This is a genomic window from Kitasatospora cathayae (assembly GCF_027627435.1).
Taxonomy (GTDB): Bacteria; Actinomycetota; Actinomycetes; order Streptomycetales; family Streptomycetaceae; genus Kitasatospora; species Kitasatospora cathayae.
In genome coordinates this window covers 7,254,418-7,270,926 of the sequence record NZ_CP115450.1, presented here as the reverse complement: position 1 = coordinate 7,270,926, position 16,509 = coordinate 7,254,418, and the positions used below count along the sequence as shown (strand labels likewise).

Annotated in this window: 18 protein-coding genes and 1 riboswitch; of the genes, 5 read left to right on the top strand and 13 right to left on the bottom strand. The window is 73.2% G+C overall.

Annotated elements, in window-relative coordinates; translation table 11 throughout:
• Positions 1-99: 99 nt before the first annotated feature.
• Positions 100-1,263 (bottom strand): acyl-CoA dehydrogenase family protein, encoded by a 1,164-nt coding sequence (locus O1G21_RS32835; protein ID WP_270148783.1) that lies wholly within the window; start codon positions 1,261-1,263, stop codon positions 100-102.
• 307 nt (positions 1,264-1,570) lie between these two features.
• On the opposite strand from O1G21_RS32835, the gene O1G21_RS32830 reads away from it, so the two are divergent.
• Both O1G21_RS32830 and O1G21_RS32825 read left to right on the top strand, forming a co-directional pair.
• Positions 1,571-2,188, top strand: coding sequence for a uridine kinase family protein (locus O1G21_RS32830; protein ID WP_405000841.1), 618 nt, complete (start codon positions 1,571-1,573; stop codon positions 2,186-2,188).
• Between the two features lie 407 nt (positions 2,189-2,595).
• Positions 2,596-4,623: an AAA family ATPase gene (locus O1G21_RS32825; protein WP_270151377.1), complete on the top strand. Its 2,028-nt coding sequence runs from the start codon at positions 2,596-2,598 to the stop codon at positions 4,621-4,623.
• 24 nt (positions 4,624-4,647) lie between these two features.
• Here O1G21_RS32825 and O1G21_RS32820 read toward each other — a convergent pair whose 3' ends face one another.
• The 10 genes from O1G21_RS32820 to O1G21_RS32775 form a co-directional block, all read right to left on the bottom strand.
• Positions 4,648-5,634, bottom strand: a complete 987-nt coding sequence (locus O1G21_RS32820; protein ID WP_270148782.1) for an NAD-dependent epimerase/dehydratase family protein — start codon at positions 5,632-5,634, stop codon at positions 4,648-4,650.
• A gap of 100 nt (positions 5,635-5,734) precedes the next feature.
• Positions 5,735-6,781 carry a hemolysin family protein gene (locus O1G21_RS32815; protein WP_270148780.1) on the bottom strand — a complete coding sequence of 349 codons (1,047 nt, stop codon included), beginning with the start codon at positions 6,779-6,781 and terminating at the stop codon, positions 5,735-5,737.
• Positions 6,778-8,121 carry a hemolysin family protein gene (locus O1G21_RS32810; RefSeq protein WP_270148778.1) on the bottom strand — a complete coding sequence of 448 codons (1,344 nt, stop codon included), beginning with the start codon at positions 8,119-8,121 and terminating at the stop codon, positions 6,778-6,780. Before O1G21_RS32810 ends, O1G21_RS32815 begins: the two co-directional genes overlap by 4 nt.
• Positions 8,122-8,371: 250 nt before the next feature.
• Entirely contained in the window at positions 8,372-8,812 is a 441-nt protein-coding gene (locus tag O1G21_RS32805) for a PH domain-containing protein (protein WP_270148776.1), read from the bottom strand.
• A gap of 163 nt (positions 8,813-8,975) precedes the next feature.
• On the bottom strand, positions 8,976-9,824 hold the full coding sequence (hisG, locus tag O1G21_RS32800) for an ATP phosphoribosyltransferase (RefSeq protein ID WP_270148773.1): 849 nt from the start codon (positions 9,822-9,824) through the stop codon (positions 8,976-8,978).
• A 53-nt stretch (positions 9,825-9,877) separates the two neighbouring features.
• The gene (locus tag O1G21_RS32795; protein ID WP_270148771.1) at positions 9,878-10,150 is read right to left on the bottom strand and encodes a phosphoribosyl-ATP diphosphatase; all 273 of its coding nucleotides are present in this window, start codon (positions 10,148-10,150) and stop codon (positions 9,878-9,880) included.
• A gap of 112 nt (positions 10,151-10,262) precedes the next feature.
• Positions 10,263-10,736, bottom strand: coding sequence for a 6,7-dimethyl-8-ribityllumazine synthase (ribH, locus tag O1G21_RS32790; protein WP_270148769.1), 474 nt, complete (start codon positions 10,734-10,736; stop codon positions 10,263-10,265).
• A 111-nt stretch (positions 10,737-10,847) separates the two neighbouring features.
• Entirely contained in the window at positions 10,848-12,119 is a 1,272-nt protein-coding gene (locus tag O1G21_RS32785; RefSeq protein WP_270148767.1) for a bifunctional 3,4-dihydroxy-2-butanone-4-phosphate synthase/GTP cyclohydrolase II, read from the bottom strand.
• The gene (locus O1G21_RS32780) at positions 12,116-12,763 is read right to left on the bottom strand and encodes a nicotinamide mononucleotide transporter family protein (RefSeq protein WP_270148765.1); all 648 of its coding nucleotides are present in this window, start codon (positions 12,761-12,763) and stop codon (positions 12,116-12,118) included. The genes O1G21_RS32785 and O1G21_RS32780 overlap by 4 nt, the downstream gene beginning before the upstream one ends.
• The gene (locus O1G21_RS32775; protein WP_270148764.1) at positions 12,760-13,467 is read right to left on the bottom strand and encodes a riboflavin synthase; all 708 of its coding nucleotides are present in this window, start codon (positions 13,465-13,467) and stop codon (positions 12,760-12,762) included. The genes O1G21_RS32780 and O1G21_RS32775 overlap by 4 nt, the downstream gene beginning before the upstream one ends.
• Before the next feature lie 227 nt (positions 13,468-13,694).
• A riboswitch (FMN riboswitch) is annotated at positions 13,695-13,822 on the bottom strand.
• A gap of 196 nt (positions 13,823-14,018) precedes the next feature.
• On the opposite strand from O1G21_RS32775, the gene O1G21_RS32770 reads away from it, so the two are divergent.
• Positions 14,019-14,264, top strand: coding sequence for an SCO4226 family nickel-binding protein (locus O1G21_RS32770; protein ID WP_270148762.1), 246 nt, complete (start codon positions 14,019-14,021; stop codon positions 14,262-14,264).
• 73 nt (positions 14,265-14,337) lie between these two features.
• Here O1G21_RS32770 and O1G21_RS32765 read toward each other — a convergent pair whose 3' ends face one another.
• Positions 14,338-14,652 (bottom strand): antibiotic biosynthesis monooxygenase family protein, encoded by a 315-nt coding sequence (locus tag O1G21_RS32765; RefSeq protein WP_270148761.1) that lies wholly within the window; start codon positions 14,650-14,652, stop codon positions 14,338-14,340.
• Between the two features lie 234 nt (positions 14,653-14,886).
• Here O1G21_RS32765 and O1G21_RS32760 point away from each other — a divergent pair, with 234 nt between their 5' ends.
• A complete protein-coding gene (locus tag O1G21_RS32760) occupies positions 14,887-15,582 on the top strand; it encodes an MSMEG_1061 family FMN-dependent PPOX-type flavoprotein (RefSeq protein ID WP_270148759.1) in 696 nt (231 codons plus the stop codon).
• Between the two features lie 68 nt (positions 15,583-15,650).
• Here the strand turns inward: O1G21_RS32760 and O1G21_RS32755 are convergent, their stop codons facing one another.
• Positions 15,651-15,839: a YegP family protein gene (locus tag O1G21_RS32755; RefSeq protein WP_270148758.1), complete on the bottom strand. Its 189-nt coding sequence runs from the start codon at positions 15,837-15,839 to the stop codon at positions 15,651-15,653.
• Between the two features lie 178 nt (positions 15,840-16,017).
• Between O1G21_RS32755 and O1G21_RS32750 the strand changes: the two genes are divergently transcribed.
• Positions 16,018-16,434: an HIT family protein gene (locus tag O1G21_RS32750; RefSeq protein ID WP_270148756.1), complete on the top strand. Its 417-nt coding sequence runs from the start codon at positions 16,018-16,020 to the stop codon at positions 16,432-16,434.
• The last annotated feature ends 75 nt before the right edge of the window (positions 16,435-16,509 follow it).

The following is a 16,509-nucleotide window of genomic DNA, read 5'->3' as shown; positions in this document are numbered from 1 at the left end:
AATGTTGACGCCACGTCAGAATCGCCTCCGGCCGTCACTCCGCACCCTGGAGTGACGGCCGGAGGCCGTTTTTCGGGGCTCAGCCCTTGGTTTCGGGGCTCAGCCCTTGGTGAGGTGGCGGCCGATCACCAGGCGCTGGATCTGGTTGGTGCCCTCGACGATCTGCAGCACCTTGGCCTCGCGCATGTAGCGCTCGGCGGGGAAGTCCTGGGTGTAGCCGTAGCCGCCGAGCACCTGGACGGCGTCGGTGGTCACCCGCATCGCCGTGTCGGTGCAGAACAGCTTGGCCATCGCCGCCTCCTTGGAGAACGGCCGGCCCGCGTCGCGCAGCCGCGCGGCGGCGAGGTAGAGCGAGCGTCCGGCCTCGATCTGGGTGGCCATGTCGGCGAGCATGAAGGAGAGGCCCTGGAACTCGGCGATCGGACGGCCGAACTGGCGCCGGGTGCGCGCGTAGTCGACCGCGAGGTCGAGCGCGGCCTGGGCGACGCCGATCGCGCAGGCGGCGATGCCGAGGCGGCCGGAGTCCAGTGCGGCGAGCGCGATCTGGAAGCCCTGGCCCTCCTCGCCGATCAGCCGCTCGCGGGACACCCGGGCGCCGTCGAAGTGCAGCTGGGCGGTCGGCGAGGAGCGCATGCCCATCTTGTGCTCCGGCGGCGCGGCCGAGAGGCCCTGCTGGGTGCCGGGGACGAGCAGGCAGCTGATGCCCTTGGGGCCCTCGGCGCCGGTGCGCACCAGGGCACTGTAGAAGTCGGCCTGCCCGCCGTGGGTGATCCACGCCTTGGTGCCGTTGACGACGTACTCCTCGCCGTCCAGGTCGGCGCGGGTGCGCAGGGCGGCCGCGTCCGAGCCGGACTGCGGCTCGGAGAGGCAGTAGGCGCCGAGCTGCTCGCCGGAGAGCATGCCGGGCAGCCAGTTCTCGCGCTGCTCCTCGCTGCCGAAGGTGGCCAGCGCGTGGCAGGACAGGGTGTGCACGCTGACGCCGAGGCCGACGGCCAGCCAGCCGGCCGCGAGCTCCTCCAGCACCTGCAGGTACACCTCGTAGGGCTGCTCGCCGCCGCCGTACTTCTCGTCGTACGGGAGGGACAGCAGGCCGGCCTCGCCGAGGGTGCGGAAGACCTCCCGGGGGAAGCGGCCGGCGGCCTCGTCCTCCGCCGCGCGCGGCTGGAGCTCGCGCTGGACCAGGTCCCGGGTGAGGCTCAGCAGCTCGCGGGCCTCCTCGCTGGGCAGCTGGCGCTCCACGGCTTTCACGGGGGAGGGGGTCATGGCGGGGGTCGCCTCCTCGATCGGGGGCCGGCCCGGGGTGGTGGGGGTCCGGCGCGGGTGTGGCAGGTCGGCCCGACCGGGCACCGGGTTGCGGTGAACGGCCGTTCACAGGCGTGGCGAAGGCGAGTATGCCCGAAAGCCGCGCTGCCGTCACGACCAGCACAGATGAACTGTCCGCAGTGGTGGGTTACAGCACCGTAGGGTTGACGTTGTGGCTGCATCCGGAACCGCCCCCTCCCTCCGTCCGTCCGCTCCCGGCGACGCGCGGACCGGGCCCGACGGGCTCGGTGTGCCCGACGCGCTCGGTGTGCCCGACGCGCTCGGCACCCCCGGCACGGCCGACGCGCTCGGCGCTCTCGTCGCCGAGCTGCGCGCGCTGGCGCCCTCCTGCGGGCCGGTGCGGCTGGTCGCGGTCGACGGGCACGCCGGCTCCGGCAAGACGACCTTCGCCGGGCGGCTGGCGGCGGCGCTCGGCGGGGCGCCGGTGGTGCACCTGGACGACCTGGCCACCCACGCCGAGCTGTTCGAGTGGACCGAACGGCTGCGCGAGCAGGTGCTGGAGCCGCTGGCGGCCGGGCGGGAGGCCGAGCACCGGGTGTACGACTGGACACTGCGCCGCTTCGCGGGCGCCGCCCGGGTGCCGCTCGCCCCGGTGGTCCTGGTGGAGGGGGTCGGCGCGGGGCGCCGGGAGGTGCGTCCGTGGCTGGCCCGGGTGATCTGGATGGAACTGGAGGCCGCCGCGGCCCGGCGGCGCGGGGAGGAGCGGGACGGGCCGGAACTCGCCGGGTTCTGGGCGCACTGGGCCCGGGCGGAGGCGGCGCACTTCGCCGCTGACCCGAGCCGTCCGTACGCCGCGACGCGGGTCGACGGGGTGACCGGACGGATCCTGCCGGGCACCGTCGGTGAACCTTCAACTAGCCCTTGACCTGCGACATCGCCAGGATCTAGGTTCTCCTCAGCCGCCGGAACCAACCGTTCCGGCGCCTCGGACCCGGCGTCCCCGGCTTGTTCCCCCGTGAGCCGGGGGCGCCGTCCGGTCCCCTCCCGCACCCGCCCGGCCAGCGGTGTTTCGGCCATCCGCACGCCCAACAGCCCTGCGCGCGATCGCATTTGACCCTGTACGGCACCTTCCGGATCAGCTCCGCGCCGGTACGATTCCCGTAGGCGCATATGCGCCCCGGGGGCTTCCGACCACCGGCCCGGCTGCCCGCAGGCGATCCGCCGGCCGGGCCCCGGGCCACACCGCGGGGGGCGTGAGTGACGACGGTGGACAGTTCCGACAGCACGACGGGCGGCCCGGACCGGCTCGCCGACCGGGCCTGGTCGCGCGCCATGGACGCCTACACGGCCGGCGCCTACGCCCGGGCCGAGGAGGAGTTCCGGGCGGCCGTCCGGCTGGACCCGGGCATGGCCGACGCCTGGCTCGGGCTGCACGCGCTGCGCAGCGACACCTCGGCGGCCCTGCTGGCCATGTACCGCAACCAGAAGCGCTTCGGCGAACAACGACGGCTGCACCGGCGCCCGCTCAGCTCCTGGTACTGGCTGGGCTGGTGGGTGCAACCGGTGCTGGAGGACGCCCGCGACCTCGCGCTGGCGCACGCCTCGCACTGGCTGGACGGCCGCCACCTGGCCGAGCTGGACCGGGCGTTGGAGCAGTGCCCGGCGCCCGGCGAGGATCCGTCCGCACAGTTCCTCTACGCCTGCCGCTCCTATCTGCTCAAGGACTGGGAGCAGTTGATCCGGGACACCGACCGGCTGCTGGACGACCCGCTGCTGGGCATCGAGGCCGGGCTCTTCGCCGGCATGGCCCGGGTGCGGCTGGACATGTGCGCCCAGGCCCAGGGGCCGCTGGCCGCCTCACTGGCGCGCTGCCGCTCCGAGCAGCCGCAGCGCAAGGAACTGCGCTACTGGCTGGCCCGGGCGTACGAGGGGGCCGGGCGCAGCGCGGCGGCGCTGCCGCTGTACCGGGCGGTGCACCGGGCGGATCCGGCGTTCATGGACACCTCGGCCCGGCTGGCGGCGATCTCGGCGGAGGACGCGCTCGCGGACGGGCTGCTGGCGGGCGGGCGCCCGGGCGGACCGGAGGCTGCGGAGCCGGACGCGGGGGGGCTGGACGTCGGGGGGCTGGACGGTGCCGGGCTGGACGGCACTGGACTGGATTGCACCGGGCTCGACGGCGCCGGGCTCAACGGCGCCGGGGCGGGCGGCGAGCAGGGGTGCCAGGACGACCCCGGGTACCCCGAAGGACCGCTGCACGATGCCGAGTTCGGCAGTGGGGCCGCGCCCGTCGGCGGCGGGCCATCGGTGGATGCGACGCTGGTGGACGGCCCGCTCGCCGAACCGGGGCCGGACGCCGCCGCCCCGGTGGGCGGCGCCCCGCAGGCGGCGGGCGAGCGCTCCGGCTCGGGCTCCCCGGCCGGACCGGCCGCGCCCGTGCCGCTGCCGGTGCGCGGCGCGGCGCAGTCCCGTACCGCTCCCCCGCCGGTGCCCCGATCCGCGGGCGACGAAAGGGAGTTGGACGCGGCGCTGGCCGAACTCTCGCTGATGGTGGGCCTGGAGCCGGTCAAGCGCCAAGTACGGGCGCTCTCGGCCCAGTTGAGAATGTCCCGACTGCGGGCCGAACAGGGGCTGCCGGTCCAGCCGCCGAAGCGGCACTTCGTCTTCTCCGGACCCTCCGGCACCGGCAAGACCACCGTGGCGCGGATCCTCGGCCGGGTCTTCCACGCCCTCGGCCTGCTCTCCGGCGATCACCTGGTGGAGGCCCAACGGGCGGACCTGGTGGGCGAGTTCCTCGGCCAGACCGCCGTCAAGGCGAACGAGCTGATCGACTCCGCACTGGACGGCGTGCTGTTCATCGACGAGGCGTACAGCCTTTCCAACTCCGGCTACACCAAGGGCGACGCGTACGGCGACGAGGCGCTCCAGGTGCTGCTGAAGCGGGCCGAGGACAACCGGGACCGACTGGTGGTGATCCTGGCCGGCTACCCCGAGGGGATGAACCGGCTGCTCGCCACCAACCCCGGCCTCAACTCCCGCTTCACCACCAGGGTCGACTTCCCCAGCTACCGGCCGAACGAGCTGACCGCGATCGGCGCGGCGCTGGCCGGCCGGGACGGCGACGGCTGGGACGAGGACGCGGCCGAGGAACTGGCCAGCATCTGCACCCACGTGGTGCGCGAGGGCTGGATCGACGAGCTGGGCAACGGCCGGTTCATCCGCACCCTCTACGAGAAGTCCTGCGCCTACCGGGACCTGCGGCTGTCGCTGCTGCGCGAGCCGCCGGGCCGGGAGGACCTGGCGACCCTGCGGCTGCCGGACCTGGTGCAGGCGTACGGCGAGCTGATCGACGGTCGGGGCTGAGCGACCGGGCCGTCCCGACGCCCCTCAGCCCTTGAGCAGCTCCGCCTCGCGCGCGGGGTCGAGCCCGACGTTCGGACGGTCGGCGCGCTGCGGGGCGTCGCCGCCGATCGAGCGCAGCCAGGCCCAGGTGTCCTCGACCGTCTCGGCGACCGGGCGGCAGCGCAGCCCGGCACCGACCGCGCGGCCGACCGAGGCTCCGTGCAGGAAGTCGTACAGCTCGCCGGGCGCCAGCCAGATCGGCAGCTCCGTCCACGGCTGCACGCCCGCCGCGACGATCCGCTCCGGGTCGGTCCAGCGCAGTTCGGCGTCCGAGCCGGTGGTCCGGACGCAGGCCTCCAGCAGTCCGCCCATGGTGGTGTGGCCGGCCGGGCTGACCACGTTGTACGGGCCGCTGAGCCGGGCCGCCACCGCGTCCAGGGTCCAGGCGGCGAGGTCACGGCCGTCGATGTACTGCAGCGCCAGATCACGCGGGCCGGGGGCGAGCACCGGGCCGCCGCGGGCGATCCGGTTCAGCCACCAGGGCAGTCGGCCGATGTTCTCGTACGGGCCGAGGATCAGCCCGGCGCGGACCAGCAGGGCGCTCCCGCCGTACTCCTCCTCCAGGGCCAGCTCGGCGCCGCGCTTGGCCTCGGCGTAGGGCACCTCGCCGGTGAGGTCCGGGGAGGAGGGCACCACCGGGGCTGTCTCGTCCGCCCCGGCGCGCAGCGGGTAGTCGTAGACCGACCGGCTGGAGACGTACGCGTAGTGGCCGACCCGGCCGAACAGCTGCCGGGCGCTGTCGCGCACCGCCGCCGGGGCCCAGGACCAGGTGTCCACCACCGCGTCCCACTCGCCCGTGCCCAGCGCGGCGAGGCCGTCGTCGGCGGTGCGGTCGCCCCGCAGTACCCGCACGCCCTCGGGCGCGGGCTGGGTACCGCGGTTGAGGGCCGTCACCTCCCAGCCCCTGGCCAGCGCCTCCTCGGCGACGGCCCGCCCGACGAACTTCGTTCCACCCAGCAGCAGCAGTCTCATGCCGGCCACCCTGGCGTCAGAGTGGCCGGCATGGGAAGCGTTGCCTGCTGTGGGCAGAATCGCCGTCGGCGAACCTCGGCGAACGACCGGGGATTCAGGCTCAGGCGGTCGTCCGGTGGTCGGGGTCGTGCATCTCGCCGACCAGCTCCTCCAGGACGTCCTCCAGCATGACCACGCCGATCGTGCGCCCGTCCTGGTCCAGCACGGCGGCCAGGTGGCAGGCGGCCCGGCGCATCGCGCCGAGGGCGTCGTCCAGCGGGAGGCTGCCGCGCAGCACCGTGATCGGCCGCCACAGCCGGGCCGGGACGGGCGTCGACCGGTCCTCCACGTCGAGGATGTCCTTGAGGTGGAGGTAGCCCAGGTAGCCGCGACCGGCCGGGTCGCCGTCGGTGACCGGGAAGCGCGAGAAGCCGGTGCGCAGGGCGAGCTCCTCGACCTCGACGGCGGTCGCCTTCGGGTCGACGGTGACCAGCTGCTCGGGCGGCAGCAGCACGTCGGTGACCGGGCGGCGGCCCAGCTCCAGGGCGTCCTCCAGCCGCTCCTGGCGGTCCTCGTCGAGCAGGCCGGCGTCCCGGGAGTCGACCAGCAGGTACATCAGCTGCTCGGTGGTGAAGACCGACTCGACCTCGCCCTTGGCCTCGACCCGGAACAGCTTCAGCACGCCGTTGGCGAAGGCGTTGAGCAGCCGGATCACCGGGGCGAGCCAGCGGGCCAGCCGGTCCAGCGGCGGGCCGAGCCAGAGCGCGGCCCGCTCCGGGCCGGCCATGGCCATGTTCTTCGGCACCATCTCGCCCATCACCATGTGCAGGAACACCACGAGGGCGAGCGAGATCCCGTACGAGAGCGGGTGCATCAGGCCGGGCGGGACGCCGATCGCGTGGAACGGGCCCTCCAGCAGGGCGGCGATGGTCGGCTCGGCGAGCGCACCGAGGCCCAGCGAGCAGACGGTGATGCCGAGCTGGGCGGCGGCCAGCATCGCGGAGACGTTGGTCAGCGCGTGCAGCACGGTGCGGGCGCGCTTGTGCCCGGCCTCGGCGAGCGGCTCGATCTGGCTGCGGCGCACCGAGACGACGGCGAACTCGGCGCCGACGAAGAAGGCGTTGCCGAGCAGGAGCAGCACCGCGAGGAGCAGTTGCAGGACGGTCATCGGACGTCCTCCCCGGCCTCGCCGAACAGCCCGGGCGCGCTGGTGCGCTCCACCCGGACCTGGCTGGTGCGGTGCCGGTCGACGCCGGTCACGGTGAGCAGCCAGCCGGGCAGCACGGCCTGCTCGCCCACCTCGGGGAGCTTGCCGAGCAGGTCGGCGACCAGGCCGGCCAGGGTCTCGTACGGGCCGTCCGGGGCGTTCAGGCCGATCGCCTCCAGCTGGTCGAGCCGGGCGCGGCCGTCCGCCTCCCAGGCGGGCAGGCCGTCGACGGCCGGCAGCGGGAGCAGGTCGGGGTGGTCGGCCGGGTCGTGCTCGTCCTGCACCTCGCCGACGATCTCCTCGACGATGTCCTCGACGGTGACGACGCCGGCGGTGCCGCCGTACTCGTCGACCACGATGGCCATCGGCTGGAGCCGGCGCAGCTGGTCGAGCAGCCGCTCGGCGGGCAGGGTCTCGGGCACCAGCAGCGGCGGCGAGGCCAGCTCGGCGACCCGCACCTGAGCGCGCCGGACGGCCGGCACGGCGAGCGCGTCCTTGAGCGTCACGATGCCGGTGACCTCGTCCACGGTGTCGGTGTAGACCGGGAAGCGGGACAGGCCGGTGGCCCGGGTCAGGTTGATCACGTCGGAGGCGGTGGCGTCGCGCTGGAGGGCGGCGACGTCGATCCGCGGGGTCATCACCGACTCGGCGGTGAGTTCGCCGAGGCCGAGGGTGCGGACGAACAGGGTCGCCGACTCCTCGTCTATCGCACCGGCCTTGGCCGAGTGCCGGGCCAGCGAGACCAGCTCGGCCGGGGTGCGGGCGTGCTCCAGCTCCTCCTGCGGCTCGACGCCGAAGGCCCGGACGGTCCGGTCGGCGGCGCCGTTCAGGAAGCTGATCAGCGGACGGCAGACGAAGGAGAAGGCCATGTGCGGGGCGGCGACCGCGCGGGCCACCTGGAGCGGGCGGGAGATCGCCCAGTTCTTCGGGACCAGCTCGCCGATCACCATCTGGACGACGGTGGCCAGCACCATGCCGATCACCACGGCGGCGCCGCGGGCGACCGAGTCGGGCACCCCGATGCCCGACATCACGGGCTGGAGAAGGGTCGACAGGGCCGGCTCGGCGAGCATGCCGACCACCAGCGAGGTGACGGTGATGCCCAGCTGGGCGCCGGAGAGTTCGAAGGAGAGGTGCCGCAGGGCCCGGGAGACCCGGGCGGACTTGGCGTCGCCGGCCTCGGCGGAACGTTCCACCGCACCGCGGTCAGCGGTCACGAAGGCGAACTCGGCGGCCACGAAGAGGCCGTTGGCGAGGATCAGGAGAACGGCTGCGAACAACAGCAGCCAGGCGGTGATCACAGTGCCGCCTGCCTTCCGGGGGTCGGAAGCGAGGCGGCGCAGGTACTACCGGACGGATCGTCCATCGAGGGGGTGTGTCACTCCTCAGGTCGCTCGAAGCGCGGATCGGTTCGAGTGGGGTCGTTTTCGGGCAGGACTGAATCTTTGCCCCGCTTTTACCAGCGTAGACCATACCGGTGCGGTGTTAGGAAGCGTGTTCGGACCTGCCAGGACCGGGACCGGGGTCGGGGCCGGGGGCTGCCGGGCGCCGTCAGACCTGGGTGTGGTGCTCGACCAGGTCGCGCAGCGCGCGGGCGTCCGCGATCGCCTGGGCCTTGCCGACGCCGGACTGGATGCCCACCGCGGCGAGCGAGGTGCCGTCGGCGAGGTCGAGGGTGGCCCACGGATCGCCCTGGCGGAAGTTGACCCGGACGATCTCGGCCCAGGCCAGCCGGCGGCTGCGGACGAAGTTGACCACCGTCACGCCCTCCGCGTCGGCGGTCACCCGGGGGCGGGCCAGCATCAGGCCCACGCACGCGAACAGCACGCCGCTGGCGATCATCATGATCCGGTCGTTGAGCTGCCAGTTCGCCGGGAGCAGCATGGCCAGCACGACGAACAGCACCACCAGCACGGCGCAGACCGGCAGCAGCACCACGCGGGTGCGGCGGGGCGCCCAGGTGACGGGGAACTCGACGGGCGGGGTGGACACGTGGGGTCTCCGGTGGTTCTGGGGCCGGTGGTTCGGGTTCCGGTGCTTCCGGACCCGGTGGTCCCGGGCTTGCGACAGCACGAGGGCGGGGACGCCGGTCGGCGCCCCCGCCCCATTGAACCGTTCTTTACCCGCGGATGTGCGAGCAGGTCGTGCGGGCAGGTCAGAGGCGGCAGGCGTGGATGTTGGTGACCAGGATCGCCCGGGCACCGATGCCCCACAGGTCGTCCATGATCTGCTGGGCCTCCTTGCGGAGCACCATCGAGCGGACGGCCACCCAGCCCTCGGTGTGCAGCGGCGAGACGGTCGGCGACTCCAGGCCGGGGGTGAGCGCGACGGCGGCGCTGACCTTCTCGGCGCGGATGTCGTAGTCCATCAGCACGTAGCGGCGGGCCACCAGCACGCCCTGCAGGCGGCGCAGGAACTGCTCCACCCGCGGGTCCTCGCCCGCGCCCTTGGGGCGGATCACCACGGCGTCCGAGATCAGGATCGGCTCGCCGAAGACCTCCAGACCGGCGTTGCGCAGGCTGGTGCCGGTCTCCACCACGTCGGCGATCACGTCGGCGACGCCCAGCTGCACCGCGGTCTCGACCGCGCCGTCCAGCTTGGTGACCGTCGCCTTCACGCCGTGGTCGGCCAGGTGCTGCTCGACCAGGCCGGTGTAGGAGGTCGCGATCCTCAGGCCCTCCAGGCCGGTCACGTCCTTGACGTCCACGCCCTCGGGGCGGGCGAAGCGGAAGGTCGACCCGGCGAAGCCGAGGGCGAGCACCTCCTCCGCGTTGGAGTGCGAGTCCAGCAGCAGGTCGCGGCCGGTGATGCCGACGTCGAGACGGCCGGAGCCGACGTAGACGGCGATGTCGCGCGGGCGGAGGAAGAAGAACTCGACCTCGTTGTTGGGGTCGACGAGCACGAGCTCCTTGGGGTCCTTGCGCTGGCGGTAGCCGGCCTCATGGAGCATCTCCGCCGCGGGACCCGAGAGAGAACCCTTGTTGGGGACGGCGATGCGCAGCATGGGAGGTTGCTTCCTTACCTGTTGGAGGGGTGTGCTCGGGGAGCTTGGCTGTTCTAGAGGTACTTGTAGACGTCGTCGAGCGTCAGCCCACGGGCGATCATCATCACCTGAAGGTGGTACAGGAGCTGCGAGATCTCCTCCGCCGTCTGCTCGTCCGACTGGAACTCGGCGGCCATCCAGACCTCGGCGGCCTCCTCGACGACCTTCTTGCCGATCGAATGGACGCCCTGCTGGACGAGCTGGGCGGTGCGGGAGGACGCGGGGTCGCCGGTGGCGGCCTTCTGCTGGAGCTCGGCGAAGAGCTCCTCGAATGTCTTCGAAGCCATGATGGGACTCACCATACGGCGTGCGGGCTGACCGGCGGTAAACGGTCCCGGACCGTGGACGGCCGGATGGACCCTCCGCGGTCCGGGACCGGTCACCCGTGCGGCCGCGCGCTCAGCGGAGGTCGCGGAGCGTCACCGCGGTGGCGACGGCGGCGGTGACGGCCTCGTGGCCCTTGTCCTCGGCGGAGCCCGGCAGGCCCGCACGGTCGAGTGCCTGCTCGTCGTTGTCGCAGGTCAGCACGCCGAAGCCGACCGGGACGCCGGTGTCCACGCTGACCTGGGTGAGGCCGGCGGTGGCCGCCTGGCAGACGTAGTCGAAGTGCGGAGTGCCACCGCGGATCACCACGCCGAGGGCGACGACGGCGTCGTAGCCGCGCTCGGCGAGGCGCTTGGCGGCGACCGGCAGCTCGAAGGTGCCGGGGACGCGCAGGACGGTGGGTTCGGCGACACCCAGCTCCTTGAGCGCGCGGTGGGCGCCGTCCAGCAGGCCGTTCATCACCTGGTCGTGCCACTGGGCGGCGACGACCGCGACCTTGAGGTCGGCGGCGCCGTCGATGGTCAGCTCGGGGGCTCCGTGGCCGCTCATGTTCGTGTTTCCGTTCTGTCGGTTCGGTAGGGGTGCGTCAGGAGCCTCGGGGGCTTCACGAGCGTCGGAGGCTTCGGGAGCCTCGTGGGGCTTCCGGAGCCTCGGAGTGCTTCAGGAGTCGAGGCCGGGCAGGTCGTGGCCCATCCGGTCGCGCTTGGTGCGCAGGTAGCGCAGGTTGTGCTCACCCGGCGCGATCTCGACCGCCTCGCGCCCCTTGACCTTGAGGCCGTGCTCGGTGAGCGCGGTCAGCTTCTGCGGGTTGTTGGTCAGCAGGGTGAGCGAGCGCACGCCGAGGTCTGCCAGCATCTGCGCCGCGATGCTGTAGTCGCGGGCGTCGGCGGGCAGGCCGAGGTCCAGGTTGGCGTCGACGGTGTCGCGGCCCTGCTCCTGCAGCTCGTACGCGCGCAGCTTGTGCGCCAGGCCGATCCCCCGGCCCTCGTGGCCGCGCAGGTAGAGCACCACACCGCGGCCCGCCTCGGCGACCCGCTGGAGCGAGGCCTCCAGCTGGGGGCCGCAGTCGCAGCGCAGCGAACCGAAGACGTCGCCGGTCAGGCACTCGGAGTGGACCCGCACCAGGACGTCCTCGCCGTCCGGCAGCCGCCCGTCCGCCCCGAGGCCGCCGGCCACCAGCGCGATGTGCTCGACGCCGTCGATGGTGCCCCGGTAGCCGACCGCGGTGAACTCGCCGTGCGCGGTGGGCAGGGCGGTGACGGCGGCCCGGTCGACGTGCAGCTCGGTGCGGCGGCGGTAGGCGATCAGGTCCTCGATGGAGATGATCGCCAGGCCGTGCTCGCGGGCGAAGGCGACCAGCTCGGGCAGCCGGGCCATGGTGCCGTCGTCGTTGACCACCTCGGCGATCGCGCCGGCCGGCGGAAGCCCGGCGAGCCGGGCCAGGTCGACGGCGGCCTCGGTGTGCCCGGGGCGGACCAGCACGCCGCCCTCGACCGCGCGCAGCGGGAAGACGTGCCCGGGGCGGGTGAGGTCGCCGGGCTCGGTGCCGGGCGAGGAGAGCAGCCGGACGGTGCGGGCGCGGTCGGCGGCGGAGATGCCGGTGTCCACCCCGTCGCGGGCGTCCACCGAGACGGTGTACGCGGTGCCCTTGCGGTCCTCGTTGACCTGGGTCATCGGCGGCAGCTTGAGCCGGTCCAGCTCCGCGCCGGTCATCGGGGCGCAGATCACGCCGGAGCTGTAGCGGATGGTGAAGGCCATCAGCTCGGGGGTCGCGGCGGAGGCGGCGAAGACGATGTCGCCCTCGTTCTCGCGGTCCTCGTCGTCGACCACGACCACCGCGCGGCCGACCGCGATGTCGGCGATCGCCCGCTCGACGGGGTCGAGCACGAGCTCGTCATCGAGGTTGCTGTGGTGGGTCTGGTTCTCGGTCATGCCGTGGCTCCCTGCGGGACGTTGGAGGACGTGGCTCGCGGCTCACGGGTGCTCAGCCACCAGGAGCGCAGACCGAGCAGCACCAGGACGAAGTAGACGGAGTAGGTGAGGCCGGAGAAGGTGTAGCCGCTGTTGAAGGCGAACGGGACGCCGACCGCGTCGACCGCGATCCAGGCGAACCAGAACTCCAGCCAGCCGCGCGCCTGGGCGACCATCGCGGCGAGCGTGCCGACGAAGATGTAGGCGTCCGACCAGGGGCTCCAGGACAGGCTGGGGTAGGCGGTGAAGAGCAGCGCCAGGGCGACGGTGCCGACCGCGGTGCCGGCCACCAGGGCGGCCCGCTCGGGCCAGCTGGCGAACCGTACGGCGATCGTCCCGGTGTCGCGACGACCGCGCCGCCACTGCGCCCAGCCCCAGGCGGCGGTGACGATGACGATCAGCTGCTTGCCGATCAGGCCGGGGACGTGGCCGCCGAGGTAGGCGGCGATCAGCACGACGCCGGACAGGAGTTGGACCGGCCAGCTCCAGACCGAGCGGCGCCAGCCGAGCGCCAGGCCGGCGAAGCCGAGCAGGTTGCCGATCATGTCGGCCCACTTCACGTGTTCGCCGAGGACGGTGAACGCCTCGCCGCTGAGCCAGCTCACTTGGTCTCCCCGGTGGTGGTGTCGGTGCCCGGCAGGTTCGGGAGCTCGGACGGCAGGGTGGGCAGCTTGGGCAGGGTGCGCGATTCGAGCAGCCGCTCCACGTACTTGGCGAGCACGTCCACTTCGAGGTTGACGCTCTCGCCGAGGGCCTTGGCGCCGAGCGTGGTGAGCGCGAGGGTGGCCGGGATGAGGCTGACGGTGAAGCTGTCGCGGGCCGCCTCCACCACGGTGAGGCTGACGCCGTCGACCGTGATCGAGCCCTTCTCCACCAGGTAGCGGGAGATGGACTCCGGCAGCGAGAAGCGCAGCACCTCCCAGCGCAGGTTGCCGTCCGCGTCGCGCTCGCCGGGCTCGCGGCTCAACAGCCGCCCGGTGGCATCGACATGGCCCTGCACCAGGTGGCCGCCGAGCCGGGCGCCGAGCGCCATCGCGCGCTCCAGGTTGACCGGGGAACCGGGCTTCAGCTCGCCCAGGCTGGAGCGGTGCAGTGTCTCGGCCATCACGTCGGCGCTGAACTCGCCGGTCTCGGCGGCCAGTTGCTCGGGGCTGTCGACGACGGTCAGGCAGACGCCGTTGACCGCGATGGAGTCCCCGTGACGTGCGCCGTCCCGAACCACCGGACCGCGCAGACGGATTCGCGAGGAGTCGCCGATCTCCTCGATCGACACGACCTCGCCGAGCTCTTCGATGATGCCGGTGAACACCCGGGTCTCCTCGCGCTTGGGGCGCGGACTCCGGGGCGGCAGAGGGAGATGACACGGACGGGCACCGGTGCGCGGGCCCGTGGGCACGACCCGTCGCCGGGGTGCCGGAGCCGCCGGGAGATCGCTCGCCCGGCCCGGGAGACGCTGCTCCCGCCGTTCACCTGACCGTGGTCCGGTCCGGTTCGTGATGGACGTGAATGGACCACGGGTACTGCTCTTCGTCCGCCCGCGCACGCCTCCCATCCGGACTTTAACCGTCGGTCCAGGAATTTCACCTGGTCAACCGCCCGCTGGCTGCGGACGGGTCGCGGACTGTAACCGCCGGTTCGGATTTTCACCGACCCCGGAGTGCGCTGAACGTCACTGCTGTTGACGTCATTGTGCCACGCGGGACGCGAGCCCAGGGAGGGTGTTCCACTGTGGTCTGTTTCACGGTCCCGCCGGGAATGCGGGGCGGGGCGGGGGCGGGACGTACGGGCAGGGGCGTCTGGTGGCGTCGGCGTGCGGGGAGGGCGAGGCTGGTGGTGGGGCCAGGTTCGGAGGCTACGGCGATGAAGTTCATGGACGTCCATCACGGGATGACCGGGATCACGGCGGAGCAGCTCAGGGCGGCCCAGGCGGCCGACGCGGAGATCGAGAGCGAGGAGGGCGTGCACTTCGAGCAGGCCTGGGCGGACCCGGATTCGGGCACCGTGTACTGCCTGTCCGAGGCGCCGTCCAGGGAGGCGGTGCAGCGGGTCCACAGCCGTACCGGGCACCCGGCGGACGAGATCCACTCGGTGCCGCTCTCGGTGTGAGGGCCCGGGGTGTGGGCCCTGGGTGCGGCGAGGGCCCGGGGTTCGGGCCGGACTCGGAGCGTGCGCGCCGGGATCAGAGCGCGGCGGGTGCGGCGATCGGCATGAAGTGGGTGACCTCCGGCGGGTGCATGAGGTAGTGCAGCTCGCCCTCCGACCAGACCGGCCGGATCCGCCACATCGGCCCGGCGTACCCGCGCAGGGCGTCCTCGTCGCGCCAGCGACTGACCACGAGCACCCGGTGCCCGTCCTCGGCCACCGAGCGCAGGAGTTCACCGCCGAGGCAGCCGTCCGTCCGCCCGAGCTGCGGGAGCACCTGGCTGGCCAGGTGTGCGCAGAACTCCTCGATGCGATCGGCCGTGACCTGCCCGGCCCAGATTCTGACGATCACGGCCACCACCTCCGGCTGGCTGGAGTCCCTGGCCCCATTATCAGCGGAAAACCGCTGGTGGGGAGGGGTGGGGCGGCTCTTTCACGGAGAGTGGAGGAAACCCGGGCGGGTGGGTCCGCCAGGGGCGCGGGCGGGCGGCGGGCCGATGGCGGGACGGCGGCCGCGACCGGCGCGGCCGCGGGATCGTGCACCCGGGCCGTCGGCGCGGCGAGGGGCCTCGGTTAGATTCCCGGCATGACCCTCACACCGGAAGCCACCACACCGTCAACCACCGCTCCGGGCAACCCGAACAGCCTGTTCGCCGCCCTCAGCGCGGGAGCCCTCACCGACCCGGCGCAGCTGCGCGAGGTCTACGAACAGCCCGGCGAGCACGCGCGCCGCAAGCAGGTCGACCGCCTGCACGAGATCGCCCAGCGGCTGATCGCCTGCTCCTCGCTGGTGTTCGTCGCCAGCGCCGACGCCTCCGGCCGCTGCGACGTCTCACCGCGCGGCGGGCCGGCCGGGCTGGTCTCGGTGCTCGACGAGTACACCCTGGCCATTCCGGACGCCACCGGCAACAAGCGGTTGGACACCCTGCACAACATCCTGGAGACCGGCCGGGTCGGGCTGCTCTTCGTCGTACCGGGCCGGGACACCACGCTGCGGGTCAACGGGCGGGCCTGCGTGTCCACCGACCCCGAGCTGCTGCGGCAGCTGACGGCCGTCGGCAAGCCGCCGCGCAGCGCGATCGTGGTGGCCGTGGAGGAGGTGTACGCGCACTGCCCGAAGTCGCTGCTGCGCGCTTCGGCCTGGAAGCCGGAGAACTGGCTGGCCAAGGACGCGCAGCCGAGTTCGGCGGAGGTCACGCTGTCGCACCTGCGGGACGACTCGCTGACCGTCGAGATGATCGAGCAGACGGAGCGGGAGGCGCTGCTGTACCGGTACGAGTAGGTGCTGCCTGCCGCCCGCCCGCCGGGGTGGGCGGGTCGCCTGCGGGGCGCCCGCACGTCCCAACCGGCTCAGGCGGCCTTCGGGACGTCGATCACCGCTGCGTCGTCGGCCGCCCGCCGGACCGCCTCGACGCCCTTGTACGCGGCGTCCTTGTCGGCGCAGCCCTGACCAGTGGCGACGATCCCGCCGTTGCCCGCCTTGAGCCGGAACCGGTACTTGCCGTCGGCGTCCTGGTAGACCTCGAACCTGCCCGGCATCGGGGCCACCTCCTCGTTCGGCACGCGGTGCGCCGCCTCGGCCCGTCCCCCTCCCCCTCGCAGCACCGTGCGCCCGGCGCGGGGGCGGGCGCACCCGGTCGGCCGCCGGACGGGTGAAGCCGGGCGGGCCCGGGTTTGCGGAGGTGCCGGGACCACCGCCGGTGGTTTGAATGGACGGATGGACTGCGTGTTCTGTGCGGTGGTGGCGGGTGAGGAAGCCGCGCACCGGGTGCTGGACGACGGGACGGCGGTGGCCTTCCTGGACCGCCGGCCGCTCTTCCCCGGCCACGTGCTGGTCGTGCCGCGCGCCCACCACCGGACCCTGGCGGACCTGCCGGTCGAGGAGGTCGGGCCGTTCTTCCTGCGGGTGCAGCGGGTGGCGGCGGCGGTCGAGCGGGGGATGGGCGCGGCGGGCAGCTTCGTGGCGGCGAACAACCGGATCAGCCAGTCGGTGCCGCACCTGCACGTCCACGTGGTGCCGCGCAATCCCAAGGACGGGCTGCGCGGGTTCTTCTGGCCGCGCGGGAAGTACCCGGACGAGGCGGGGGCGGCGGAGGTCGCGGCGCGGCTGCGGGCGGCGCTCGGCGAGGCGTAGGGGTAGGCGGCGCACTCCAACCACCGGTGCTGGTACGGCACTTCACGGATGTACGGTGCCGGCGATCCATGGACG